Source organism: Lysobacter sp. N42 (genome assembly GCF_004344885.1).
In genome coordinates this window covers 91,416-115,180 of sequence record NZ_SKFB01000003.1, presented here as the reverse complement: position 1 = coordinate 115,180, position 23,765 = coordinate 91,416, and the positions used below count along the sequence as shown (strand labels likewise).

The 23,765-nt window shown below is 47.0% G+C and carries 20 protein-coding genes; 9 read left to right on the top strand and 11 right to left on the bottom strand.

Annotated elements, in window-relative coordinates; all coding sequences use genetic code 11:
* Positions 1 to 25: 25 nt before the first annotated feature.
* Genes hemF through dprA form a run of 5 tightly spaced genes read right to left on the bottom strand, consistent with a single transcriptional unit; the run spans position 26 to position 3,766 of the window.
* Positions 26 to 949, bottom strand: a complete 924-nt coding sequence (gene hemF / locus EYQ95_RS08125; protein WP_111915540.1) for an oxygen-dependent coproporphyrinogen oxidase — start codon at positions 947 to 949, stop codon at positions 26 to 28.
* Positions 946 to 1,536 carry an L-threonylcarbamoyladenylate synthase gene (locus tag EYQ95_RS08120; protein ID WP_207916287.1) on the bottom strand — a complete coding sequence of 197 codons (591 nt, stop codon included), beginning with the start codon at positions 1,534 to 1,536 and terminating at the stop codon, positions 946 to 948. The genes hemF and EYQ95_RS08120 overlap by 4 nt, the downstream gene beginning before the upstream one ends.
* 27 nt (positions 1,537 to 1,563) lie before the next feature.
* Complete coding sequence (locus EYQ95_RS08115; protein WP_207916285.1) at positions 1,564 to 2,148, bottom strand: type I DNA topoisomerase; 585 nt, start codon at positions 2,146 to 2,148, stop codon at positions 1,564 to 1,566.
* 9 nt (positions 2,149 to 2,157) lie between these two features.
* Positions 2,158 to 2,634, bottom strand: a complete 477-nt coding sequence (locus tag EYQ95_RS08110) for a DUF494 family protein (protein WP_111915541.1) — start codon at positions 2,632 to 2,634, stop codon at positions 2,158 to 2,160.
* Positions 2,635 to 2,638: 4 nt separating this feature from the next.
* Positions 2,639 to 3,766 carry a DNA-processing protein DprA gene (dprA, locus tag EYQ95_RS08105; protein WP_111915542.1) on the bottom strand — a complete coding sequence of 376 codons (1,128 nt, stop codon included), beginning with the start codon at positions 3,764 to 3,766 and terminating at the stop codon, positions 2,639 to 2,641.
* A gap of 130 nt (positions 3,767 to 3,896) precedes the next feature.
* Here dprA and def point away from each other — a divergent pair, with 130 nt between their 5' ends.
* The 4 genes from def to trkA all read left to right on the top strand — a co-directional run bounded on the left by def (position 3,897) and on the right by trkA (position 8,189).
* Positions 3,897 to 4,415 (top strand): peptide deformylase, encoded by a 519-nt coding sequence (def, locus tag EYQ95_RS08100; RefSeq protein ID WP_111915543.1) that lies wholly within the window; start codon positions 3,897 to 3,899, stop codon positions 4,413 to 4,415.
* Positions 4,416 to 4,425: 10 nt separating this feature from the next.
* Entirely contained in the window at positions 4,426 to 5,391 is a 966-nt protein-coding gene (fmt, locus tag EYQ95_RS08095; RefSeq protein WP_111915544.1) for a methionyl-tRNA formyltransferase, read from the top strand.
* Positions 5,388 to 6,722 (top strand): 16S rRNA (cytosine(967)-C(5))-methyltransferase RsmB, encoded by a 1,335-nt coding sequence (rsmB, locus tag EYQ95_RS08090; protein WP_111915545.1) that lies wholly within the window; start codon positions 5,388 to 5,390, stop codon positions 6,720 to 6,722. Before fmt ends, rsmB begins: the two co-directional genes overlap by 4 nt.
* A 90-nt stretch (positions 6,723 to 6,812) precedes the next feature.
* Positions 6,813 to 8,189, top strand: coding sequence for a Trk system potassium transporter TrkA (gene trkA / locus EYQ95_RS08085; protein ID WP_111915546.1), 1,377 nt, complete (start codon positions 6,813 to 6,815; stop codon positions 8,187 to 8,189).
* Here trkA and EYQ95_RS08080 read toward each other — a convergent pair.
* From EYQ95_RS08080 to EYQ95_RS08070, 3 genes are read right to left on the bottom strand one after another with little or no spacing between them, the layout of a single operon-like run.
* Entirely contained in the window at positions 8,186 to 9,634 is a 1,449-nt protein-coding gene (locus tag EYQ95_RS08080; RefSeq protein ID WP_111915547.1) for a TrkH family potassium uptake protein, read from the bottom strand. The genes trkA and EYQ95_RS08080 overlap by 4 nt on opposite strands.
* Positions 9,634 to 10,965, bottom strand: a complete 1,332-nt coding sequence (gene pepQ / locus EYQ95_RS08075; protein ID WP_111915548.1) for a Xaa-Pro dipeptidase — start codon at positions 10,963 to 10,965, stop codon at positions 9,634 to 9,636. Before pepQ ends, EYQ95_RS08080 begins: the two co-directional genes overlap by 1 nt.
* A gap of 22 nt (positions 10,966 to 10,987) precedes the next feature.
* Positions 10,988 to 13,024, bottom strand: a complete 2,037-nt coding sequence (locus tag EYQ95_RS08070; protein ID WP_111915549.1) for a transglycosylase SLT domain-containing protein — start codon at positions 13,022 to 13,024, stop codon at positions 10,988 to 10,990.
* A 115-nt stretch (positions 13,025 to 13,139) separates the two neighbouring features.
* On the opposite strand from EYQ95_RS08070, the gene fadB reads away from it, so the two are divergent.
* The 3 genes from fadB to tusA all read left to right on the top strand — a co-directional run bounded on the left by fadB (position 13,140) and on the right by tusA (position 16,832).
* Positions 13,140 to 15,281, top strand: a complete 2,142-nt coding sequence (gene fadB, locus EYQ95_RS08065; RefSeq protein WP_111915550.1) for a fatty acid oxidation complex subunit alpha FadB — start codon at positions 13,140 to 13,142, stop codon at positions 15,279 to 15,281.
* 18 nt (positions 15,282 to 15,299) lie between these two features.
* Positions 15,300 to 16,460, top strand: coding sequence for an acetyl-CoA C-acyltransferase FadA (gene fadA, locus EYQ95_RS08060; RefSeq protein WP_111915551.1), 1,161 nt, complete (start codon positions 15,300 to 15,302; stop codon positions 16,458 to 16,460).
* A 132-nt stretch (positions 16,461 to 16,592) separates the two neighbouring features.
* Positions 16,593 to 16,832, top strand: a complete 240-nt coding sequence (tusA, locus tag EYQ95_RS08055; protein ID WP_111915552.1) for a sulfurtransferase TusA — start codon at positions 16,593 to 16,595, stop codon at positions 16,830 to 16,832.
* Here tusA and EYQ95_RS08050 read toward each other — a convergent pair.
* Entirely contained in the window at positions 16,829 to 17,308 is a 480-nt protein-coding gene (locus tag EYQ95_RS08050) for a GNAT family N-acetyltransferase (protein WP_111915553.1), read from the bottom strand. The two genes, tusA and EYQ95_RS08050, sit on opposite strands and share 4 nt — an antisense overlap.
* 104 nt (positions 17,309 to 17,412) lie before the next feature.
* The gene (locus EYQ95_RS08045) at positions 17,413 to 18,003 is read right to left on the bottom strand and encodes a DNA-3-methyladenine glycosylase I (RefSeq protein WP_111915554.1); all 591 of its coding nucleotides are present in this window, start codon (positions 18,001 to 18,003) and stop codon (positions 17,413 to 17,415) included.
* 129 nt (positions 18,004 to 18,132) lie between these two features.
* Between EYQ95_RS08045 and glyQ the strand changes: the two genes are divergently transcribed.
* Entirely contained in the window at positions 18,133 to 19,065 is a 933-nt protein-coding gene (gene glyQ / locus EYQ95_RS08040) for a glycine--tRNA ligase subunit alpha (RefSeq protein ID WP_111915555.1), read from the top strand.
* Positions 19,065 to 21,143 (top strand): glycine--tRNA ligase subunit beta, encoded by a 2,079-nt coding sequence (gene glyS / locus EYQ95_RS08035; protein ID WP_111915556.1) that lies wholly within the window; start codon positions 19,065 to 19,067, stop codon positions 21,141 to 21,143. The genes glyQ and glyS overlap by 1 nt, the downstream gene beginning before the upstream one ends.
* A 194-nt stretch (positions 21,144 to 21,337) precedes the next feature.
* On the opposite strand, the gene gyrB is transcribed toward glyS, so the two are convergent.
* The gene (gyrB, locus tag EYQ95_RS08030; protein WP_111915557.1) at positions 21,338 to 23,761 is read right to left on the bottom strand and encodes a DNA topoisomerase (ATP-hydrolyzing) subunit B; all 2,424 of its coding nucleotides are present in this window, start codon (positions 23,759 to 23,761) and stop codon (positions 21,338 to 21,340) included.
* Between the last annotated feature and the right edge of the window lie 4 nt (positions 23,762 to 23,765).

Below are 23,765 nucleotides of genomic sequence, written 5' to 3'. Positions count from 1 at the left end.
CAACATATCCCCGAAAAACAGATAATTATAGCCAATCCCGTGGTTTTAAGAATTCATATAGTTTTGCTTCTTCACTACCTGGCTCAGGGTGATATGCGTATTCCCAGCGCGCTAATGGTGGCATAGACATTAAAATAGACTCTGTTCTTCCGCCAGTCTGCAAGCCAAACAAGGTTCCTCGGTCGTAGACAAGGTTGAACTCAACATAACGACCACGGCGATACAATTGAAAGTCTCTATGGCGCTGCTCGAACTCTGTATTTTTCCGTTTTTGCGCGACAGGTAACCAAGCCGGTAAGAAGTTTTCGCCCACAGCTCGCATGAGGCCAAATGCGTGTTCGAAGTCGAGTTCGCCTTCGGCATTGGTATTTAAGTCATCAAAAAACAAACCGCCCACACCGCGTGTTTCCTCTCGGTGTTTTAGGTAGAAATACTCGTCACACCATTTTTTATAATCTGGGTAGTAGTTCTCGCCGAACGGAGCCACTGCGTCACGTGCTACTTCGTGCCAATGCACAACGTCTTCCTCAAATGGATAGAAAGGCGTTAAATCAAAACCGCCGCCAAACCACCAAACAGGGTCTTCACCGGGCTTTTCGGCGATAAAAAAGCGCACGTTCGCATGCGTGGTCGGAACAAACGGGTTATTGGGGTGAAGTACTAAAGAAACACCGCAGGCATGGAAGCTTCGCCCGGCAAGCTCAGGCCTATGCGCTGTTGCAGACACAGGCATTTCTTCACCATATACATGTGAAAAGTTCACGCCACCTTGTTCAATAACATCACCGCCAGCGATAACACGAGTACGACCACCACCACCGCCAGGACGTTTCCAAGCGTCTTCTTGAAATTCAGCTTTGCCATCCAGCGATTCAATACCCGTACAGATTTCGTCCTGTAGCTTTAAAAGAAATGACTTAACCTGTTCTAAATAAGCATGTTCACTCATGCGCGGAATACCTCTCCGGTGAATGGATTAATAATTTTGCTTGGGGTTTTAGCTTGTCCAACAGAGCTTTGCCACACCCAAGAAACCTCGTCTTTAAATTCTTCAATGACTTGTTCTGCATCGGTAAACGGAGGTTGCCCTGAACGATTTGCACTGGTAGAAACCAAAGGCGTGTTTAATACTCGGCACAACTTACGCACCGGTTCAAAAGCCGTAACCCGCACAGCAATAGTGTCGTGCTCGCCTTTTAAGAATTTGGGTACCGAAGCCTTTGCGGGAAGAAGCAAGGTAATGGGTCCGGGCCAGTGAGAAAACACCTTAAAACGAGCGTCTTGACCAATTTTTGAGTCATCGACATAGTCCAACAGCTGGCTGTAATCGGCAGCTATCAAAATCACGCCTTTCTCTATGGGGCGTTGCTTAAGCTCTAATACCTTACGTACCGCTATTTCGTCGTAAGGCGCGCAGCCTAATCCGAATACGGCTTCAGTGGGGTAAGCAATAACACCATGGTTTTCTATAGCTTGTTTTGCCGCGGCAATTTGCTCGTCGGTAAGCATGCCCGGTTCTGCAGATTCGTGAAGCATTTGATTCTCCCGTTTAATGCTGCTGCATTATAACGAGTCAGTTTTGAAACCGCATGATTTTTGCGGGCATTTATAGGTAATTCTGCCCTGTGATTTGATCTTGATCATAACTTTCCAACCACATTCTGGGCATGGGTGCTCTACCGGAGGTTCTGGAAGTGAGTATTTGCATTCTGGATAAGCGTCGCAAGCATAAAAAGATTTCCCATATCTGCTCGTGCGCAAAACTAAATGCCCCTTGTTGCAGTTAGGGCAATGCGGCGCAGATTGTTCCGCTGGAGCGTTAGGGTCGACCATGTAATGACAGTCAGGGAAAGCACTACAACCGATAAAGAAACCGTATCGACCTTTTTTCAATAAAAGCGGAGCGTCACATTCAGGGCATACTTCACCGGGCAAAGGCTGGGCTTCAAAGTCACTTTTTTCATGCAGAGGTTGGGTGTGGTCACACTCCGGATAGGCTGAACAGCCCCAAAAAGAGTTCGACTTACCTTTGCCGGCATGTTTTTTAGAGTGTCGAAGGTGCATAGGAGCCCCACATTTCGGGCAAGGCTCTCGGTGTTCAGACAGGTTCCGGTTCATTCCCGGAATGAGTTTATCTTGGTCCGTCATGGCACAACGCTAATGCATTACGCCTTCGGGCTCCTCAAAAAGAAGCTCCTCCATACGGGTATAGGCGTCTTCGTGACCAGGAACATTAAACAACACCATGAGAATAACCCACTTCAGGTCTTCAAGCGCAAACTGCGGCGTGTCTAACTCCATTACACGGTCAACAACCATTTCACGTGTGGTGAAGTCTAAAACACCAATCTGCTCGAGGTACATCATAAAGCCGCGACATTCACTATCTAAACGCGCCAACTCTTCCGGCGTATACGCACGGAAAGAAGTAACAGGCACTGCTTGCATTAAATAAGGTTTGTCTTGGCTATCTTGCAGATCCGCGAGACGCTCTAGCCACGCCAATGCCTTAGTGATTTCCTGTGAATGAAATCCGGCACGGGTTAACTCATCGGTCAGTTCGTCGTGGTCGACTACGACTTCCATTTCCGAATGGATAAAGTTCTCAAATAAATACATGAGGATATCAAACACGTCATTACCTCCTCACTCTGACATAACCGCCAGGAACAGCTTTGATCCATCCATCTAGTTCGAGACCCACAAGAGAATTCATAGCTTGGGCTACTGTTTTGCCGCTGCGTTCAAGAATTTGCTCTAACGGCGTGGTCTCAAAACCTACGTTAGCTAACATTTCGGGCTTTGCCAACCCTGTAGCGAACATTTCTTGCTGTTTATCCCCTACCCCAGTTAAGTGGGGGTGTTCACTGCCACTTTCAAGGTTTGAAATAAAAAGCGCATACACTTCTATTAAATCGGCAGAACTATTCACCAATTTAGCGCCATTTTTAATAAGCTCGTTACAACCGAGCCCAGCAGATTCAAACACGCCATAGGGAATAGCTAACACTTCACGGTTTTGCTCGAGCGCCAGCCTTGCGGTAATTAAGGAGCCGCTTCTTGGCGTTGCGGCAACCACCCAAACAGCATGACTTAACCCACTTATAATACGGTTACGGCGTGGGAAGTGTTCAGTTTTCGCAGCGGTTCCTGGCGGGTACTCACTAACAATTAAACCGCTATTCAGAATATCTTTGCGTAATTGCTTCGCTCTGGGTGGGTAGCATAAATCAATTCCACAGCCCAATACCGCTATAGTTTTACCACCTTGCTCTACACATAATTGATGGGCGCTGGAGTCTACGCCCATGGCTAGGCCACTGGTAATGCAAATACCATGGCGTATACATTCGGGCAGGAATTGCTGAATAGCCAAATACGCGACATTGGGTGCTTTTCGACTTCCCACCACAGCTAACTGGGTACTGTTGAGTAATGAACTGTCACCCTCAACAAACAGCATGCAGGGCGCGTCATGTATCTCCTTAAGCTGAGTTGGGTATTCATTCGGCCCCGCGCTATTGGGTAAGTTGAGAATAATGTCTCGTGGTATTTCTTCATCATTATTAAGCCATTTCCAGGTTCTTGCCAGAACTCTGGGCTCTACTTCCGGCAACGAGTTCAGAATGGCTTTGGGGAGGCATTGTAGAGGTGTATTTACCAAGAATGATGTATTCCTCCAAACCGTCTGAATCTTTTTTTGCAAAGTTCCCTTTGCATAATAAATACGAAGCCATTGCTCTAAGCTTTCAGAAGTCCATTTCATTGTAGCCGCGCCCTTGAAATTAAAGACTATTATCCTAATTTCTATACTAGGGAAGCGCGAATGATTGACTATGAATTCAGCGTTAAACCCGTTAAAATATTGGGTTCACCGAACGAGAGGAGTTATACCCATGGCAACGATGACGATTTTACGATATCCAGACGAGCGTTTGCGCACTGTGGCAAAAACCGTTGATGTCGTAGACGATGCATTGCGCGCAACTATCGATGACATGCTAGAAACTATGTATAGCTCTCAGGGCGTAGGTTTAGCCGCAACCCAAGTCGACGTGCATAAAAGACTATTTGTTGCCGACTGTAGTGAAGATCAAGACGAGCCTTTGGTGTTCATTAACCCAGAAATTGTTGAGCAAGAAGGTCACTTTACCAATGAAGAAGGCTGCCTAAGCTTTCCAGGTGTTTATGCCAAGGTTGAACGCGCAGGAACTGTGACGGTAAAAGCTCTCGATCGCAACGGTGAAGAGTTCACCCGCGAAGCAGACGGTTTGCTAGCCATTTGTATTCAACATGAAATTGACCATTTAGACGGTAAGCTGTTTGTGGATTATTTGTCTCCGCTGAAACGCGACCGTATTCGCAAGAAATTAGAGAAAGAAGCTCGCTTAGCCGAAAAAGTCGCTCAAGCGTAGAGGAAACAAAGTGCGCGTTATTTTTGCCGGAACACCAGACTTCGCTGCGCGTCACTTACAAGCGCTTTTAAACGATAAGCAATTTGAGGTTGTAGCTGCTTATACCCAGCCCGACCGCCCTGCAGGAAGAGGAAAAAAGTTACAGCCCTCAGCAGTGAAAGTTACCGCACTTGAACATGACATTCCGGTTGAACAACCAGTGTCGTTAAAAACACCTGAAGCCCAGCAAACCCTTCAAAGCTACCAAGCCGACATTATGGTAGTGGTTGCTTATGGCCTAATTCTACCCCAAGCAGTGTTAGACATTCCTCGACTAGGATGCATTAACGTACACGGCTCAATTTTACCGAAGTGGCGTGGCGCAGCTCCTATTCAGCGAGCTATTTGGGCGGGCGACCAAGAAACCGGTATTACCATTATGCAAATGAACGCCGGTTTAGACACGGGCCCTATGCTTCACGTTGAGAAAACTCCGATTGCAGCTGACGAAACTAGTGCCTCGCTGTATGAAAAGCTGGCAGAAACTGGGCCTGTCGCGTTAGTGGAAACATTAAAGCAAATACAGCAAGGTCAAGTTCACGCACAAGAGCAAGACGATAGCCAAGCAACGTACGCGAAGAAGCTCAGCAAAGAGGAAGCGAGAATAGACTGGAGCTTGCCTGCCGCTGTTGTAGAACGTTACATGCGAGCGTACACACCATGGCCGGGTAGTGAATTTTTACGCGCTGGGGAGCGAGTTAAAGTTCTTCACGCCGAACCTATCGAAAGTGATAACAGTCAGGCACCAGGTACGATTATAAAAGCCGACAAACATGGCTTAGTTGTGCAATGTGAAGGCAGTGCTCTGAAGCTAGTGCAAGTACAGTTGCCGGGTAAGAAGCCCATGGCCATCCATGAACTTCTTAATGCACGGAAAGACAATTTCAAAGTGGGCGATTCATTGTTGAATGAGGCGCCGTTGAGCGACAATGAATGACAACCGCAAGTAGCAAAAACACAAATAAAAAAGGCGCTGCGAGAGCAGCCGCTGCAAAAGCATTGTTTGCGGTGCTCGAACAAAAGCGGTCATTAACAGCCGTACTTCCCGAAGTTCAAGCCAGCCTAGAGGGCGCAGACAAAGGCTGGGTTCAAACAGTGTGTTTTCAGGTTTTGCGCGAACTACCGCGTTATGAATGGCTCATTCAACAGCTGGTCGACAAGCCGCTAAAAAAGAAAGTTCGAATTATTCACAGTCTATTGTTAGTGGGTTTATGCCAATTTAGATCGTTACAAACCCCGCCTCACGCAATACTTGCTGAAACTGTCGAAGCTGCACGCATACTTAAGCAAAAGCCACTTACAGGGCTTGTGAACGGAGTGCTTCGTTCCTACCAGCGCCAGCAAGAAGCTTTGGAAACACAAGTTCTACAGCGGTATTCACTAGCACAGTGTTTCCCTAGATGGTTGCGAGAACGTGTGACTGAAGCTTGGCCAGAGCATGCAGAGCAGGTATTCGCTGCAAGCCAAGAGAAGCCGCCTTTATGGTTGCGTGTAAACGTCAAACACATTGAACCCAGTGCGTATTTAGAGCTTTTACAAAAAGAAGGTATTGGGGCGATTCAACACCCAACACTAAGTAGTGCTATTCGGTTAGAAAAACCCATAGACGTAAAGCAGTTACCTCATTTTGATGAAGGTTTTCTTTCGGTACAAGACATCAGCGCCCAATGGGCAGCTCGGCTGTTAGAACCTAAGCCAGGGCAACGAGTATTGGACGCCTGTGCTGCACCTGGTGGAAAAACCGCACATATCGCAGAGCTGGCGGAAACCATAGAGCTCGACGCTGTAGAACTAGAAGCTTCGCGAATCGAGCGCATGGAACAAAACTTCGAGCGCCTAAACGTAAATGCTAACGTATTATGCCAAGACGCTAGCGCCCCAGAGACATGGTGGAACGGCAAACCCTATGACCGTATTTTACTCGACGCGCCCTGCTCTGCTACCGGTGTAATTCGACGCCATCCAGACATCAAGTGGCTACGCCAGAACGCGGATATTGCAGCACTAGTGCAGCTACAGAGTGACATTCTTGAAGCTTGTTGGTCTATGCTCGCACCCGGAGGGCGCTTAGTTTATGCCACTTGCTCGTTGTTACCCGAAGAAAATGACAAACAAATTCAAAATTTTATAGCCAAACACGATAACGCAAACTACGTTATAGACACCACGTTCAGCAGCGTTCATGTCCGTGGAGGCCAAATTCTTCCAGGTGAAGACGCGGGCGACGGTTTCTTTTATGCGATTTTAGAAAAAGCTAAGAAAAACTAAACAGGAATTTGGTAATTTTTACTGCAATAACATTGTTTATTCAGTAGGCTGAAAACATTCAATAAAGCATAACAACAAGTCGGTTTTAACATGAAAATCATTATTGTCGGTGCAGGTCAGGTCGGAACAACATTAGCGCAAAGTTTAGTGTCTGGGCGCAATGAAATTACTGTCATCGACCAGAACCCGGCTTTTCTAAATGAGCTTCAAGATCACTACGACCTCAACGTCATTGAAGGTAACGGCGCTCATCCAGACATTTTAAGACGTGCGGGCGCAGAAGACGCTGACCTATTGGTAGCCGTAAGTAGTGCAGATGAAGTAAACATGATTGCATGCCAAGTAGCGCACAGCGTGTTTAAGGTTTATCGCAAAATCGCACGAATTCGCTCACCAGAATATATTCGTTATGCCGACACGCTATTCCACAAAGACCAAATGCCCGTAGACCACGTTATTGCACCCGAGCAACTGGTTACGAATTACATTAAACGCCTGATCGATTACCCCGGAGCTCTGCAGGTTATTGAGTTTGCAGAAGGCTTAGTCAGTTTGGTGGGCTTGAAGGCATGCTACGGCGGAAAGTTGGTTGGACGAGCTATTTCCACTTTGCGCGACCATATTCCGAATATCGACGCTCGCGTTGCTGCAATATTTCGCCAAGGGCATGCCATTAAGCCATTAGGCACAACCATTATCGAAGCCGACGACGAGGTATTCTTCGTTGCTGACACCCGCCACATTCGAGTGGTTATGGAAGAACTGCAACCTTTAGAGCAACGTTACAAGCGCGTAATGATTGTAGGTGGCGGTCATGTTGGCTCAGGTTTAGCGCGTGCGCTAGAAAAAACCCATCGGGTAAAATTGGTGGAACTCAGCCAACAACGTGCCGAGGAATTAAGCTCCGAGCTGGAAAGCACCTTGGTATTGCAAGGTGATGCAGCAGACCAGAAGTTATTAAGCGACGAGCGCATTGAAGAAATAGATGTGTTTATAGCGGTTACCAACGACGACGAAGCGAATATCATGTCGGCGATGCTGGCCAAACGTATGGGCGTGGGGAAAACGCTAGTACTTATTCAGCGCAATGCGTACGTAGACCTTGTTCAAGGTGGCGATATCGACATCGCTATTTCACCACAACAAGCTACGGTTTCAGCATTATTGCGACATATTCGCCGTGACTTCTTCGTGAACGACTACTCATTACGTAAAGGTGCTGCAGAAGCTATCGAACTTATAGCGAAAGGCGACGAAAGCACTTCAAAAGTAGTCGGGAAAGAAATTAGAGAGCTAAGCTTGCCGCCGGGAACAACCGTGGGGGCGTTGGTGCGCGGCAATGAAGTGCTGATTGCACACGACGACATCGTTATTCAAGACGACGACCACGTTATATTGTTCCTCGTCGACAAGAAGTACGTCGAAGAAATCGAGCAGCTATTCACACCTGGAGCACTATATTTCTAGTGCTTCCAGAATGTAGGTGTGAACAATACCAAGAGCGTAAACACCTCTAGTCGGCCAAACATCATGGCGATAATGGCTATCCACTTACCACCGTCACTTACGCTTTGGAAGTTACTGGCCACCTCACCTAAACCTGGACCCAAGTTATTCAATGTGGCCACGGTAGCACCGAACGCTGAGTAATCGTCTAACCCGGTTGCAATAAAACCGAGCATCAGCACTACGAAGATTAATGCGTAGGCAGCGAAAAAGCCCCAAACAGCCTGCACCACTCTATCGGGTAAAGCACGCTTTCCCCACTTCACCGTAAATGTACCTTTTGGATGAATCAGACGATTGATCTCGCGCTTACCTTGGCGATATAGCAGTGCAACACGAATGACTTTCAAGCCACCACCGGTAGAACCTGCGCTTCCCCCAATGAAGCTCGAGAAAATAAGTAAGATAGGCAAAAACAGAGGGAATAAGGTGTAGTCGGTGGTGGTAAAGCCAGCGGTGGTGCTAATCGACACAGACTGGAATATACCGTCTATCCAGGCACTGCTTACGGACAGATCAGATTTCCACCACAGCGTTAAAACGGTAATAAGCATAAGAATACCTTGAATGCCTATCAAAGCTTTGAATTCCGGATCTCGCCAATATGTTTTTATGCTTTTGCCTCTATATGCCGCGAAATGGAGCGAGAAATTAACCGCAGCAAGTAGTAGGAAGAAAACAATAATTAAGTCAATAACCCAGCTATTAAAATATCCGATACTAGCGTCGTGAGTAGAGAACCCTCCAATGGCCACGGTAGAAAACGCATGACCAATTGCGTCGAACGGTCTCATACCTGCAAGCCAGAGCGCTACAGCACACGCAACGGTCATACTTAGATAGATATACCAAAGCTGCTTCGCGGTATCAGCAATTCTCGGCGTAAGCTTTTTGTCTTTCATTGGCCCTGGAGTTTCAGCCCGATATAGCTGAAGCCCACCAATGCCTAATAACGGTAGTATCGCCACGGCAAGTACAATGATTCCCATACCGCCCATCCATTGCAGTTGCTGGCGGTAGAAACGGTAAGAGTGAGGTAACTCTTCGATACCTGTAAGTACGGTTGCCCCTGTCGTTGTTAAGGCAGAGAACGACTCAAACATAGCGTCGGTAAAGGTTAGCGTGTAGTCGTCTGGCATCCAGAACGGAATTGCCCCCACCGTACCAAGCACCACCCAGAACATCACCACAATAATAAACCCTTCTCGGGTCTTCAGTTCACTTCGATAATCTCGGTTGGCAAACCACATTAAAAACCCAACCACTAGGCTGAGCAAAAAGGCCGAGCTAAACGCCCAACCACCGCCGTCTTCATAGAAGTAAGCGATAACCGCTGGTGGTAATAGGGTGAAGCTGAAAATACCCACCAATAAGCCAAGCATTCTGAGTATGGTACGAATTTGCATTAATTCAGACCCAATTCACGCGTGATGTTTTCGTTGCGGTCCCGATGCAGAACAATATTATCTTCCACTCGAATGCCACCATATGGTTTAAACTCTGCAATGCGCTTCCAATTCATGTGTTTGCCATTTTCTGAGTCTTGCAGGCGGTTAAGCAGTACATCTATAAAATATAGACCTGGTTCTATAGTAAACACCATTTTAGGCTCGAAGGTGCGCGTGGACTTGAGGGTTGGAAATTGCTCAGGGGCAGGCACCACTGTTCCGCGTTCGTCACCTAAGTTACTGCCCACATCATGAACCTGTAAACCCAGTAAATGACCAATGCCATGTGGCATAAACACTTGGCTTATCTTTCGTTTAACCATTTCTTCAGGATCGAGTGAGCAAAAGCCGAAGGCGAAAAGGAGCTGAGAGATTTGAAGTTGAGCTTTATGCTGAATATCTCCAAAGCTCATGCCGGGTCTTACCTCTTGCGCAATGGCCTGCGTAATTTGGTCAATCGCCACTATTAATTCTACAAACTCTTCGCTTGCGTCTTTACCTGCGTAGGTTCTGCTTATGTCCGAAGCATAACCATTCCAATCGGCGCCAGCATCAATCATTAAACTACGGTGAAAGCCCTGCTCTAGACTTTTCCGGGACTTACCACGGTAATGCAGGATAGCCGCATGTTCGTTTTGACCAATAATATGGTTGTACGGAACTTCGTTTTCACCTTGTTGAGTGGCTTTCATATACGCAAGTAAACAGTCAAATTCGCTCTCACCGTCTTGCCATGCCTGTGCAACCGCTCGATGTCCGCGAATACCTATTTCATTGGCTCTGCGAATGCAATTTAACTCATAGTCGGTTTTCAAAGCGCGGTGGTAATTTAGAAAGCTAGTTACGGGCTCTGGGTTAAACTGCAGAAATCCTAAGGCTTGCGCTACTTCAATATGCTCACCAAGGTATACCGTGTTTTTCTTGTCATACGGCAGTAACTTGTCTACTTCGTCGGGGCGAGAGATCAGTTCCACATGGAACATCGACATCCATGGCGCATTATCTAAATCAGGCTGCTCAACCCAGAATTCGTCTGAGTGCAAAATAACCAAAACCGGCTTGTCTTTAGCTGGCGAGAGAAGCACCCAACTATGCGGCAACTGAGTAAACGGACACCAAGCCTTAAAGTATGGGTTTGCCTTAAACGGATACTCCATATCGTCCATAAACAAACGTTTGTGCTGGCCCGCATGAATGGCCAGCATATCTATTTGCTCGCGCTCGCAAAGACGATCAGAGCGCTGTTTAAGTTCTTTTATATGGGCCGGATAAAGAGACTGATAATCCATTTTATTTTTCCAGTACCTTTGCTTAACTGTCGTCTGCAACCATGTGAGTATTCACTAACGAAGACAACACGTTAGCATCTTTTCCGAGCAGGTTCGTATATATCTGCTGGTAGGCCAAAACATTTTTCACGTAATCACGCGTTTCTTCATAAGGTATGGTTTCAACCCAAATGTCGAAAGGCATCGGCGACTCGGGTAACCACTCTTCTACTCGGTTTAGTCCTGCATTATACGCAGCTGTTGCAATAACCCAATGATTCCCTGTCCTACGCATAAGGTCAGACATATAACGTGTTGCTATTTTCACATTCTCTTCTGGCTGCATTAACCGATAATTCGACACACGTCCTAAATTCGGACCGGGCGTTCTGCGGCTGACATAATTAGCGGTATCAGGCATCACTTGCAGCAACCCACGAGCTCCCACCCTAGAAATTGCATCTGGTCTAAATGCGCTTTCTCTCCGCGCTAATGCAAAAACCCATGCAGGGTCTAAGTCGTGACTATTCGCATGACTTGAGATAAGTGACATATATGCCAATGGAAAACGTTTCTCTACGTCATTGAATTGCCCGGTGTGGGCGAGTCCAAAGATAGCTTGGTCATGCCAACCAGCCTCATGAGCAGCGATACTACTGAGAACCTGCTCGTCGTAAGTACCACGGTACCCCAGCATATTCCATTCGCGGCGTGCTTGTAGTGAGCGCCCAATAGCAAATAACTCAAAAGCGCGTTTTACCGAGGGTTGCTCTTTTAGCGTAGCCATTGCCGAAGGTTCATAAGTTAACGGAACATGCGCTAAGCTTGGGGCGATACCGAGTTGAGCGCTTGCCAAGAAACCGTAATAGTTACGCTCTTGCGCCAGCACCTGCCACACTGCCTCGCTGTCTTCATGAAAGTCTAGCTCCGCTAACGCACGGCCTCGCCAATACTGCCATTGTGCCTTTTCTTGCTGCTCTGCAGGTAAGCTATTAATAAACATAACAACATGATCGAATCGCTCAGCACGCAATAAAGACGCCAAAAACCACTGCAAGCCCGACTCAGAGAGTTTAGAAGCAGGGACACGGTTAAACCACGTTAATGCGCCCTCTTCATTTCTGACGGCTAAAGTAATGCCAAATCGCTCGCTCATGTCCCATTGAGTTTCTGGTGCAAACGGGAATATGGTTTGGAAATGCTGCCATGCTTCTGCAGCTTTATCGGTGTCACGCCAAATCAGACGTTTCATTCCGGCTACAACAATGTCTTGTTCACGGGGGTCGTTGTTAGGGAAGTCAGCAAAGCGCATAAGGGTCAGCGGGTTTACCTCCACCCGACGGTATAACTCGCCCAAATAGCGTGAATTCTGCGGTAATTGCCGAGTTAAATATCGAGCTAAACCCCACTCTCGGGCATTCAACGCTAGCACTAATCGTTCCCACACTAACGCTTCCGTTCGCTGACCGGCATTTTCCCATGCGGCAAATACGGGGTCACAATTACGTGGTTGCGACTCCGCACTAACCCACTGGTTTGCAACTTGAGGCCATAAAACTGCAAGGTTGTCCGTTGTCTTCCAGAGAAAATCTAAATACGTGCATTGCAAGCGGCTGCTAGAGCTTCCTTGGTAATAGGTTAGAAATCGCTCTTCGTCATTGTTGTTGGCTAAGAAATTTAACCACTGATACCTTAACCCGTTGTCGACAGGTGTTCCTTCATATTGACTTAAAAACTCTGCAATCACGCTTTCGTTTGCGTAACTTAAATTCTGCTCTAAATAGTCCGCTTCTAGGTATGGATAAAGCGCATAACCTTGTAATTGCTCCATACCTTCGCGAGCCTCTCTGAAACGTCGCGACTCAATAGCGTCCTCGGTTTCTAAAAACAGCTCGCGTTGCTGCTCTAACGGCATAGAAGGTGGAAGTTGAGTGTTTTGCGCCTGCAAGGGGTGAGCCGCTAATAAGAGTAGACACACAGACGCGATATTCGTGATCAATCGGCTTGAACACGTTATGCTTAAGAGTTGTTGGCGCTTATTGCGCGGTTTTTTAAACACCTGTTTAATTTCTTTTCGCATTGTGGGATGATTACTGCCATCTGTTTGCCATACTCTTGTACCACAGTATGGCAACAACTCAAGCGAAATAAGTATTTGTTGACAGTTTTTCTGTTCGCATTTCAGGAGACCTAAGATGATTTACCAAGGTGAAAACCTACGTGTTGACATTATCGAGCCAGGCATTGCTGAGCTCGTATTCGACGCACCGGGTTCCGTGAACAAGTTTGATGAAAACACATTGAATCAGTTCAGCGACGCTTTAGACGCTTTAAGCCAAAGCTCTGAAGTTAAAGGGCTTATTCTAACAAGCGCGAAATCAACATTTATTGTTGGCGCAGACATTACAGAGTTTTTAACGTTGTTTGCAAACGTTGAAACCACGAAAACTTGGGTGCACAAAGCATCTCGAGTATTCGACAAATTAGAAGATTTACCATTCCCAAGCGTAGCTGCAGTTAACGGCTTCGCGCTGGGCGGTGGTTGTGAAACTATCTTGGCGTGTGACTTCCGTGTTGCAGACAACACCGCCATGATAGGTCTTCCTGAAGTTAAATTGGGGCTTATTCCAGGCTTTGGTGGAACGGTACGTATGCCACGCCTAGTAGGTCCAGACAACGCACTTGAAGCCATTACTACAGGTATGAACTACAAGCCTCAGAAAGCTCTAGCTATTGGCTTAGTAGACGCTGTAGTCGACGCGGAAAACTTGAAAAATGCAGCTCTTGCGATGGTACGCGACGCAATTGCTGGCGAATTAGACTGGAAAGCAGCCCGTCAGCCTAAGCTTGAAGCGCTAAAAGCAAACGACACAGAACGTTTGATGACCTTCAGCACAGCTAAAGGCATGGTCTTCGCGAAAGCAGGCAAGCACTACCCTTCTCCTCATGCTGCGGTAGAAGTTGTTGAGCGTGGCGCAGGTGAAGCACGGGAAGGCGCCTTGCTTATTGAAAACGAGCTTTTCGTTAAGCTTACGCAAACCGACGCTTGCCGCGCACAGGTAGGTATTTTCCTTGCAGACCAAGTTGTTAAGGGCAAGAGCAAGAAACTAGCTAAAGGTTCTGAGATTAAATTGAACCGCGCTGGTGTACTCGGCGCAGGCATCATGGGTGGCGGTATCGCTTACCAGTCAGCTGTGAAAGGCGTACCGGTTGTCATGAAAGACATTCGTCAAGACGCGCTCGATCTGGGCTTGCAAGAAGCATCTAAAATTCTTGGTAAAGGCATGCAACGCGGTAAAGTTGACGCTAAGAAAATGGCATCAACGCTTACCAGCATTACACCAACACTTCACAACGACGAACTAGAGAACGTAGACATTGTTGTAGAAGCTGTTGTCGAAAATCCAAAAGTTAAAGCGTCTGTGCTTTCTGAAGTAGAGAAAGTAGTCGGTGAGAATGCAATTCTTACCTCGAATACTTCAACTATTTCAATTAACCAGCTTGCACAAAGCTTGGAAGACCCATCACGTTTCTGTGGTATGCACTTCTTCAACCCAGTGCACAAAATGCCATTGGTGGAAATTATTCGTGGTAAGCACACCACCGACGAAACAATTTCTGCGGTAACTGCATATGCGTTGCAAATGGGTAAAACACCGATTGTAGTGAACGACTGCCCGGGTTTCCTAGTTAACCGCGTGTTGTTCCCTTACTTCGCTGGTTTCAGCAAGTTGCTAGACGACGGAATTGATTTCCCAGGTATCGATAAGGTGATGGAGAAGCAGTTTGGTTGGCCTATGGGTCCTGCATACTTGTGCGACGTGGTTGGTCTAGATACGGCAGACCACGCAACCGACGTTATGGCAGCAGGCTTCCCAACACGTATGCCTCGCGACGACGACGGCGCTATTGCCAAGCTTGCAGCTGCGAAGCGTTATGGCCAGAAGAACGGTAAAGGCTTCTATGTTTATGGCGTAGACAAACGTGGCAGACCAACTAAAGAAGTTGCAGAAGACGTTTACGAAGTTATTGGCGAGAAGCCAAATGCAGCAGAAGCAGACGAGATTATTGCGCGCTGCATGATTCCAATGGTGAACGAAATGGTTCGCTGCTTGGAAGAAGGCATTGTTGATTCGGCTGAAGAAGCGGATATCGCATTGATTTACGGCTTAGGCTTCCCTCCATTTAGAGGTGGTGCTTTCCGTTACCTAGAAACACTTGGCTTGCAGAAGTTTGTAGAACTTGCAGACAAGTATGCTCATCTAGGTGAAATTTATGAAGTGACTGACGGCCTGCGTGAAAAAGCAGCAGCTGGCGGCACTTACTTCAAAAGCTAATTGCGAACGGAGAATGTTATGAAAGACGTCGTTATTGTAGATGCAATCAGAACCCCAATGGGTCGTTCTAAAGGTGGAGCATTTCGCAACGTTCGCGCTGAAGACTTATCTGCAGCTTTGATGAAAGGTTTGCTAGAAAGAAACCCTGAAGTAAGCGCAGACGACCTAGAAGACATTTACTGGGGTTGTGTTCAACAAACCTTAGAACAGGGCTTTAATGTAGCGCGTAACAGCGCATTGGTCGCCGGTATCCCTCACCACGTAGGTGCGGTTACCGTAAACCGCTTGTGCGGGTCTTCAATGCAAGCGATTCACGACGCTACTCGTGCGATTCAAACCGGAAACGGTGATATCTTTATCGCGGGTGGTGTAGAGCACATGGGACACGTTCCTATGATGCACGGGGTAGACTTCCACCCTGGTATGAACCGCTCTGTAGCTAAGGCAGCTGGCTCAATGGGTTTAACCGCCGAGTTACTCGGCAAGAAGTTTGGTATTAGCCGTGAAGAACAAGACGAGTTCGGCGCGCGCTCCCATCGCCTGTCCCACCAAGCAACCGTAAATGGTGAATTCGACAACGAAATTTATCCTATTTTCGGTCACGACGAGCAAGGCGTATTGAAGAAGATTTACCACGACGAAGTTATTCGTCCGGAAACCACCGCAGAAACACTTGCAGCGCTTCGCCCTGTATTTGACCCTGCGAATGGTACCGTAACAGCGGGAACTTCTTCTGCGATTTCTGACGGTGCGGCGGCAACGCTTGTTATGTCAGCAGACAAAGCGAAAGAGCTTGGGTTGAAACCACGAGTTAAAATTCGCGGCATGGCCATTGCCGGTTGCGATCCGTCAATCATGGGTTACGGACCAGTACCAGCCACCCAGAAAGCGCTAAAACGTGCTGGTGTAGATATTAACGACATCGACTTGTTTGAACTCAACGAAGCTTTCGCGGCGCAAGCATTAGCCGTTCTCAAAGGCTTGAAGATTGAAGACAAGATGGACCAAGTGAACCTGCACGGAGGTGCAATCGCCTTAGGACACCCTCTAGGTTGTTCTGGCGCACGTATCAGTACCACGCTAATTAACCTGATGGAGCAAAAAGATGCGAAATTAGGCTTAGCGACCATGTGTATTGGTCTAGGTCAGGGTATCGCAACAGTATACGAACGCGTATAACTGTTTTCCTCTAAGAAAAAGGCGGCACAAGTGTTGTGCCGCCTTTTTTATTTGCTATATTTCGTTATCAAAGCGCTTCGTTACTAGAAGTCTTTGAATAAGTCCGTTAACGAACCCCGAGTTGAGATTCCTATGAACCGCATTGGTAGTGCCGATCACGAGCTAGACACCCTTGGACTTCGTTGTCCCGAGCCCGTTATGCTGATTCGCGGAAAAATTCGCAAGATGGACTCTGGTGAAACATTACTGGTTATTGCTGATGACCCAGCAACAACACGAGATATACCCGCTTTTTGTACCTTTATGGAACACGAGCTACTGTCACAAATGACCCAGGAGACTCCTTACCAGTACCTTATACAGAAGGGTTAAATCTTAAGTTCCCAAAACTCAGCTTGGCCCATTTCAGGGTCGAGTTCATAAGGCTTAAATCCGTATTTTTTGTAAGACAATCGTGCAGGCTCATTTCCAGAAAGCACTTCTAACGTCAATTTACAGCAACCTCGACTAGCCGCTTCTGCCTTCACTGCATCAAACAGCTTTTGTGCAATGCCCTGGCCTCGGTAACCCTCACGCACAGCAATGTCGTGCACGTTACACAGAGGTTTTGCTGCGAACGTAGAAAAGCCCTCTACACAATTTACAATGCCGATAGCTTCACCGTCGTCATTCCAGGCTAAGAAGCTAAACACGGTGTCCCGTTTCGCCATTTCTGAAATTAGTTTTGCCTTTGTTGCCGCAGACAGGCTCTCGCCACCACCCATCGGGTCTTCGGCGTAATGGTTCAACATATCTAGCAACGCGCTAGCATGTTTTTCGTTGGCATAATCTACACGTTCAATGTTCATCTAATACGACTCCTACTTCTGTTTGCAGCCATTCTAGCATGGCTTGGCGCAGTGGCGGGTATTCAGTCCCGTGCACACAAATCAACAGATCAAATCAGTTAGGTTTATTCGTTAGGATACCGAAAGCAGGTGGTTAAGTGGTCATTCACCATACCCACGGCTTGCATAAAGGCATAACAAATAGTCGGCCCAACGAAGTTGAAGCCGGCTTTTTTCAAAGCTTTCGACATAGCTTTAGACTCGTCGGTTTCAGCCGGCACATCTGACATACTCGCAAAAGCATTTACACGCGGCTCACCACCTACGAAGCCCCACAGGTAATTTGAGAAATTAACGCCCTCGCGCTCTAGTTTTACAAAGGCATCGGCGTTTCTGAAAATAGATTCAATCTTAAGGCGGTTACGTACGATTCCAGCATTGCCCATCTGCTTCTCAATGAACGCTAAGCGCTCATTATCTGTGATAGCTGAGAGTTTATGAGGGTTGAACCCTAAAAACGCTTCTTCATAGGCTTTTTGCTTTCGCAATATAGTTATCCAGGAAAGACCTGCCTGCTGACCGTCTAAGCAGAGCTTAGCAAAGAGTTGTTGGCTGTCGTATTCCGGCACACCCCACACTGTGTCATGGTAATGCACATAGTCTTCCGCATCACCGCACCATGGGCATCTTTCTTTTCCATCGTTGATTGCTGCCATACGCGTGTATCGCCTTTTCGTTTTAGTGTCTGATTTGGCCTAGAGCCTGTAAATATAGTGCCATGTCGGGGTATAATCGCACAGTTTTGAATCATTACCTCTATACCGAATGAATTTGAGAGTTCTCCCATGGAAAAATTCGACGTAAAAACGTTTCAAGGGCTCATATTAGCCCTACAAGACTTTTGGGCGCAGCATGGCTGTGCGGTTGTGCAACCCCTTGATATGGAAGTGGGTGCAGGAACCTTTCACCCGATGACGTTCTTACGTTCAATAGGTCCTGAGCCAGCAAGCTTCGCTTATGTGCAGCCTTGCCGACGCCCTACAGACGGTCGTTATGGCGAGAACCCGAACCGACTTCAGCACTATTATCAATTCCAAGTGCTAATGAAACCTTCACCAGACAACATTCAAGAGCTATATCTTGAAAGCTTAAAGATGCTTGGTTTCGACCCATTAGAGCACGACATTCGGTTTGTAGAGGACAATTGGGAATCACCGACCCTAGGCGCATGGGGATTAGGTTGGGAAGTGTGGTTAAACGGTATGGAAGTTACTCAGTTCACCTACTTCCAGCAAGTTGGTGGGTTAGAGTGCCGCCCTGTAGCTGGCGAGATCACCTACGGGCTTGAACGCTTAGCAATGTATATTCAAGGTGTGGACAGCATTTACGACCTGGTTTGGACAGACGGTCCACGCGGTGTAATTAAGTATGGCGATGTATTTCACCAAAACGAAGTTGAGCAGTCGACCTACAACTTTGAGCATGCAGACGTAGATGTATTGTTCGCACGATTTGATTCTGCGGAAAAGGAATGTGAGCACTTACTTTCACACAACCTCCCTCTACCTGCGTACGAGCAAGTTATGCGTGCGTCACATGCATTCAATTTATTAGATGCCCGCCATGCCATTTCCGTAACCGAACGCCAGCGTTATATTCTGCGTGTTCGCACCCTAGCTAAAGGGTGTGCCGAGGCATATTATGCAGCTCGCGAGGCGTTAGGGTTTCCGTTAGCACCGGAATCAAAAACAAAAATTGATAAGCAGGAGGCAAAATAATGACTATAGAAACACGCAATCTGCTTATCGAACTAAGCACAGAAGAGCTTCCACCAAAGGCACTTAAAAAATTAAGTGAAAGCTTTACAGACAGTATTGTTACCCAGCTGCAACAAGCTAACCTTCTAGACCAGGACAATGATGGTAGCGTAGAAAGCTTTGCAACTCCGCGTCGCCTGGGCGTGCTGGTTCATAACGTATTGGTAAAACAACCAGACGAAGACGTTGAGCGTAAAGGTCCTGCAATAAGCGCAGCATTTGACCAGGACGGCAACCCAACTAAAGCAGCTTTAGGTTGGGCTCGTGGTCAGGGTATCGAGGTAGATCAGGCTGGTCGTTTGGCGACAGATAAAGGCGAGTGGTTGGTTTATAACGCACGAGTTGAGGGCCAGTCGATTTCCAAGCTATTACCTAGCTTTGTAGAGAAGGCAGCGAAGTCTTTGCCTGTACCTAAAATGATGCGTTGGGGTGAAGGTTCACACGCATTTATCCGTCCCCTCAAGCACCTTACCGTAATGCTTGACCATGAAGTAGTTCCAATGTCGTTGTTTGGCATTCAGGCTAGCAACGTAGTACTCGGCCACCGCTTTCATGGTGAGCCAACTGTAGAGATTAGCGATGCAGTCCAGTACGAAGATAGCCTAACGAAGAATAACGTTATCGCGAGCTTCGCGAAACGTCGCAAAATGGTCGTAGATAGAACTCTGGCCCTTACTGGAGCAGCTAACCTATCACCAGTTTGGGACGAGGACTTAATCGACGAAGTAACCGCACTCGTAGAATTCCCGGTCGCACTCGAGGCTTCCTTTGACGAGTCGTTTCTTGATGTTCCTAAAGAAGCACTCATTTACACCATGAAGGATGACCAGCGCTACTTCCCACTTGTTGATAACAGCGGCAAGCTTCACGCAAAGTTTGTTTTCATTTCCAATATTGAGTCTAGCAATCCTAGCGCAGTTATTTCAGGTAACGAAAAGGTTATTCGTCCTCGCTTAGCCGACGCGCAATTCTTTTATGAGACAGATAAGAAGTCTACGCTCGCTTCTAGGCTTACCCGCTTAGATAGCGTGCTATTCCAGAAGAAGTTAGGCACTGTAGGCGATAAAGCTCGCCGGTTGGAGTTGGTTGCAGGCAAGGTAGCAAACCTCATTAACGCGAACGTCGAAGTTTCAAGCCGCGCAGGCTTACTAGCAAAAGCCGACCTGGTCTCAGACATGGTTTCAGAATTCCCGGAAGTTCAAGGTGTAATGGGGATGCATTACGCCAACAACGATGGTGAAGCTGAGGGCGTAGGCCTTGCTATTGAAGCTCAATATCGTCCTCGTTTTGCAGGTGACGAATTACCCTCCACACTAGAGGGTGCTGCGGTAGCAATAGCAGATAAACTTGATACGTTGGTAGGTATATTCGGAATTGGTCAAACACCTAAGGGCGATAAAGACCCGTTTGCGCTGCGCAGAGCTGCTATCGGCCTACTCCGCATTCTTGTCGAAAAGGAACTTCATGTAGGGTTGGACCAACTCGTATCAGCTAGCGTAGAAAGCTACAAAGGTGTCATTGAAGTTAGCGAAGATATTCAGGACGAGATTGTCAATTTCCTTCTTGGTCGTTTCCGTACCTCGTATCAGGAACAAGGGATATCGGTAGACGTTATTCAAGCGGTTCTTGCGCGTCGTCCATTAGTACCATTGGACTTTGATCAACGTGTTAAAGCAGTTCAGACGTTTAAGGCTAACGACGTGGCTGAGTCGCTTGCAGCAGCGAATAAGCGTGTCGGTAACATCTTGTCGAAGTCGGAAGCAGACTTAAGTACCTTGAGTATCTCTCAGGCGCTGTTTCAAGAGCCTCAAGAGCAAGAGCTATTCGATGCACTATCTAGCCTTCAAAAAGACAGCTCAGACGGCTACAAAGCGGTTCTAGAGGAGCTGGCTACACTACGCGCACCTATCGATGCATTCTTTGACAATGTAATGGTGAATGCCGACGACGAGAAGGTTAAACATAACCGACTAGCTCTGTTAAGTAAGCTCCACCAAGCATTTCTTAATGTGGCAGATATTGGGTTGTTGCAATCTTAACTGTTAATTCCAGTTCATATAAAACGCCCTACGGGGCGTTTTTTTATGTCTTGTTCCACGTGGAACACCCCTAAATACGTTTTGAGAACCAGATACGGGGATCTGCATTGTGCCTCGTTTGTACAATTCATGCAGCCAAAAAAAAGGCCTCGCTGTCGCAGAGGCCTTCTATTCAATGATTGTTCCACGTGGAACTATACGTCTAAGTTAGCTACCTTAAGCGCGTTACTTTCAATAAACGCTCTTCTTGGCTCAACCTGATCACCCATTAACGTAGTAAACAATTGGTCAGCACCAATCGCGTCTTCGATGGTAACTTGCATCATACGTCTACTTTCTGGGTCCATTGTAGTTTCCCAAAGCTGATCTGGGTTCATTTCACCTAGACCTTTGTAACGCTGCACATATAAACCACGTTTAGATTCTTTGATAAGCCATTCAATTGCTTCTACAAAGTCTTCTACAGGCTCTTGCTTGTCACCGCGCTGTACATAACCGCCCTCTTCCACAAGGCCGTTAATTTCACCACCAATGCTCGCAATACGGTCATAGTCACGCGATACCAAGAACTCGTATGTCAGGTTGAAGTCACGATCTACACCATGCCTACGAACGCGAACTACTGGTAAGTGTACGCCACGTTCCTCATCAGCTTCTACGAACACACTAAAGGTTGCAGAATCCTTCTCTGTGTCCATAAGGTTAGTGGTAAAGTTCTCCGCCCACTTTTCTACGTATGCTTTATCTTTTAAAAGTTCCGGCGTTAATCGCTCTGCATACACAAGGCGCTCTAGCATATGCTTAGGCAAGCGACGACTTAACCTTTCTATGGTGTCTACAGCGAACTGGTAATCACGAACCATTTTCTCTAGTTGAACACCAGTAATGCCCGGAGCATCTGCGTTCACATGAAGTGATGCTTTATCTAGGGCAAGGCTAGTTAGGTACTGGATAAGTCCAGCTTCGTCTTTAATGTAGGTTTCTTGCTTACCTTTCTTCACCTTATAAAGTGGCGGCTGTGCAATATAAATATACCCACGTTCAATCAGCTCTGGCATTTGACGATAGAAGAACGTAAGCAACAATGTCCGAATGTGAGAACCGTCAACATCGGCATCGGTCATAACGATAATACGATGGTAACGAGTCTTATCAGGATTATACTCTTCCCTACCAATACCACAGCCCATCGCAGTAATTAATGTAGCGACCTCTTGCGACGATAGCATTTTGTCGAAGCGGGCCTTCTCAACGTTAAGGATTTTGCCTTTCAAAGGTAAGATAGCTTGGTTCTTCCGATTACGACCTTGCTTCGCAGAACCACCTGCAGAGTCACCCTCCACAATATAAAGTTCAGAAAGCGCTGGATCCTTTTCTTGGCAGTCAGCTAGCTTGCCGGGAAGACCCGCCAAGTCCAACGCCCCTTTACGTCGAGTCATCTCACGCGCTTTACGCGCAGCTTCACGAGCACGCGCTGCGTCTATGATCTTTTGAACAATAACTTTCGCATCTGTTGGGTTTTCCAACAAGAATTCCTGGAGTTTCTCACCCATGGCTTGTTCTACCGCACTCTTCACTTCCGAAGAAACAAGCTTGTCTTTGGTTTGTGAAGAGAACTTAGGATCCGGTACCTTCACGGAAATAACTGCAGTTAAACCTTCACGTGCATCATCACCAGACGCATTAGTTTTCGCCTTCTTAGAGTAACCTTCCTGCTCCATATAGTTGTTCAAAGTACGGGTTAACGCAGAACGGAATCCCGCCATATGCGTTCCGCCGTCTCTTTGCGGAATAGTGTTGGTAAAGCAATAGATGTGCTCTTGGAATGAGTCATTCCACTGTAAGCCAACCTCAACAGCAATACCGTCTTCACGCTCATGCGTAAACTGAAAAACAGACGGATGAATAGGGGTCTTCTTGTCATTTAAGTAACTAACAAACGCTGCGATACCCCCTTCATACTTGAAGTGGTCTGAGCGATCTGAACCCTCGTCCACTAAACGAATAGACACACCTGAGTTAAGGAATGAAAGTTCGCGGAGGCGCTTTGCTAAGATGTCGTAATGGAACGTTACGTCACTAAATGTTTCTTCACTTGGCCAGAATCTAATCTCTGTACCTGACTTGGAAGTATCACCGATTACTTCAATGTCTTTCTCTGGATTACCGTGCACGTAACCTTGCTTCCAGGTTTTACCCGCGCGTTGTATCGTGAGCTCGAGGCGTTTCGAGAGGGCGTTTACAACTGAGACACCTACGCCATGTAACCCACCAGACACTTTGTATGAGTTATCATCAAACTTACCCCCTGCGTGAAGTACCGTCATAATAACTTGAGCGGCTGAAACCCCTTCTTCAGGGTGAATATCGACAGGAATACCACGACCATCATCTCGAACAGATACAGAGCCATCTGAGTGCATAGTTACATATATCTCATTACAATGCCCCGCCAACGCCTCATCGATGGAATTGTCCACCACTTCGAAAACCATGTGGTGCAAACCTGAGCCGTCATCGGTATCACCAATGTACATCCCCGGTCGTTTACGTACCGCATCCAGACCTTTTAAAACTTTAATACTGGATTCGTTATAGCTATTTTGTTCTTCAGACATACTT

Bases quoted from the DNA above. Each gene is read 5' to 3' on its own strand.
- fadA (WP_111915551.1), top strand. From the start codon at position 15,300: ATGAAAGACGTCGTTATTGTAGATGCAATCAGAACCCCAATGGGTCGT.
- EYQ95_RS08080 (WP_111915547.1), bottom strand. From the start codon at position 9,634: ATGCAAATTCGTACCATACTCAGAATGCTTGGCTTATTGGTGGGTATT.
- glyQ (WP_111915555.1), top strand. From the start codon at position 18,133: ATGGAAAAATTCGACGTAAAAACGTTTCAAGGGCTCATATTAGCCCTA.
- tusA (WP_111915552.1), top strand. From the start codon at position 16,593: ATGAACCGCATTGGTAGTGCCGATCACGAGCTAGACACCCTTGGACTT.
- EYQ95_RS08120 (WP_207916287.1), bottom strand. From the start codon at position 1,536: ATGCTTCACGAATCTGCAGAACCGGGCATGCTTACCGACGAGCAAATT.
- dprA (WP_111915542.1), bottom strand. From the start codon at position 3,766: ATGAAATGGACTTCTGAAAGCTTAGAGCAATGGCTTCGTATTTATTAT.
- EYQ95_RS08115 (WP_207916285.1), bottom strand. From the start codon at position 2,148: ATGACGGACCAAGATAAACTCATTCCGGGAATGAACCGGAACCTGTCT.
- trkA (WP_111915546.1), top strand. From the start codon at position 6,813: ATGAAAATCATTATTGTCGGTGCAGGTCAGGTCGGAACAACATTAGCG.
- rsmB (WP_111915545.1), top strand. From the start codon at position 5,388: ATGACAACCGCAAGTAGCAAAAACACAAATAAAAAAGGCGCTGCGAGA.
- hemF (WP_111915540.1), bottom strand. From the start codon at position 949: ATGAGTGAACATGCTTATTTAGAACAGGTTAAGTCATTTCTTTTAAAG.
- gyrB (WP_111915557.1), bottom strand. From the start codon at position 23,761: ATGTCTGAAGAACAAAATAGCTATAACGAATCCAGTATTAAAGTTTTA.
- pepQ (WP_111915548.1), bottom strand. From the start codon at position 10,965: ATGGATTATCAGTCTCTTTATCCGGCCCATATAAAAGAACTTAAACAG.
- EYQ95_RS08050 (WP_111915553.1), bottom strand. From the start codon at position 17,308: ATGAACATTGAACGTGTAGATTATGCCAACGAAAAACATGCTAGCGCG.
- fadB (WP_111915550.1), top strand. From the start codon at position 13,140: ATGATTTACCAAGGTGAAAACCTACGTGTTGACATTATCGAGCCAGGC.
- def (WP_111915543.1), top strand. From the start codon at position 3,897: ATGGCAACGATGACGATTTTACGATATCCAGACGAGCGTTTGCGCACT.
- EYQ95_RS08070 (WP_111915549.1), bottom strand. From the start codon at position 13,024: ATGCGAAAAGAAATTAAACAGGTGTTTAAAAAACCGCGCAATAAGCGC.
- EYQ95_RS08045 (WP_111915554.1), bottom strand. From the start codon at position 18,003: ATGGCAGCAATCAACGATGGAAAAGAAAGATGCCCATGGTGCGGTGAT.
- glyS (WP_111915556.1), top strand. From the start codon at position 19,065: ATGACTATAGAAACACGCAATCTGCTTATCGAACTAAGCACAGAAGAG.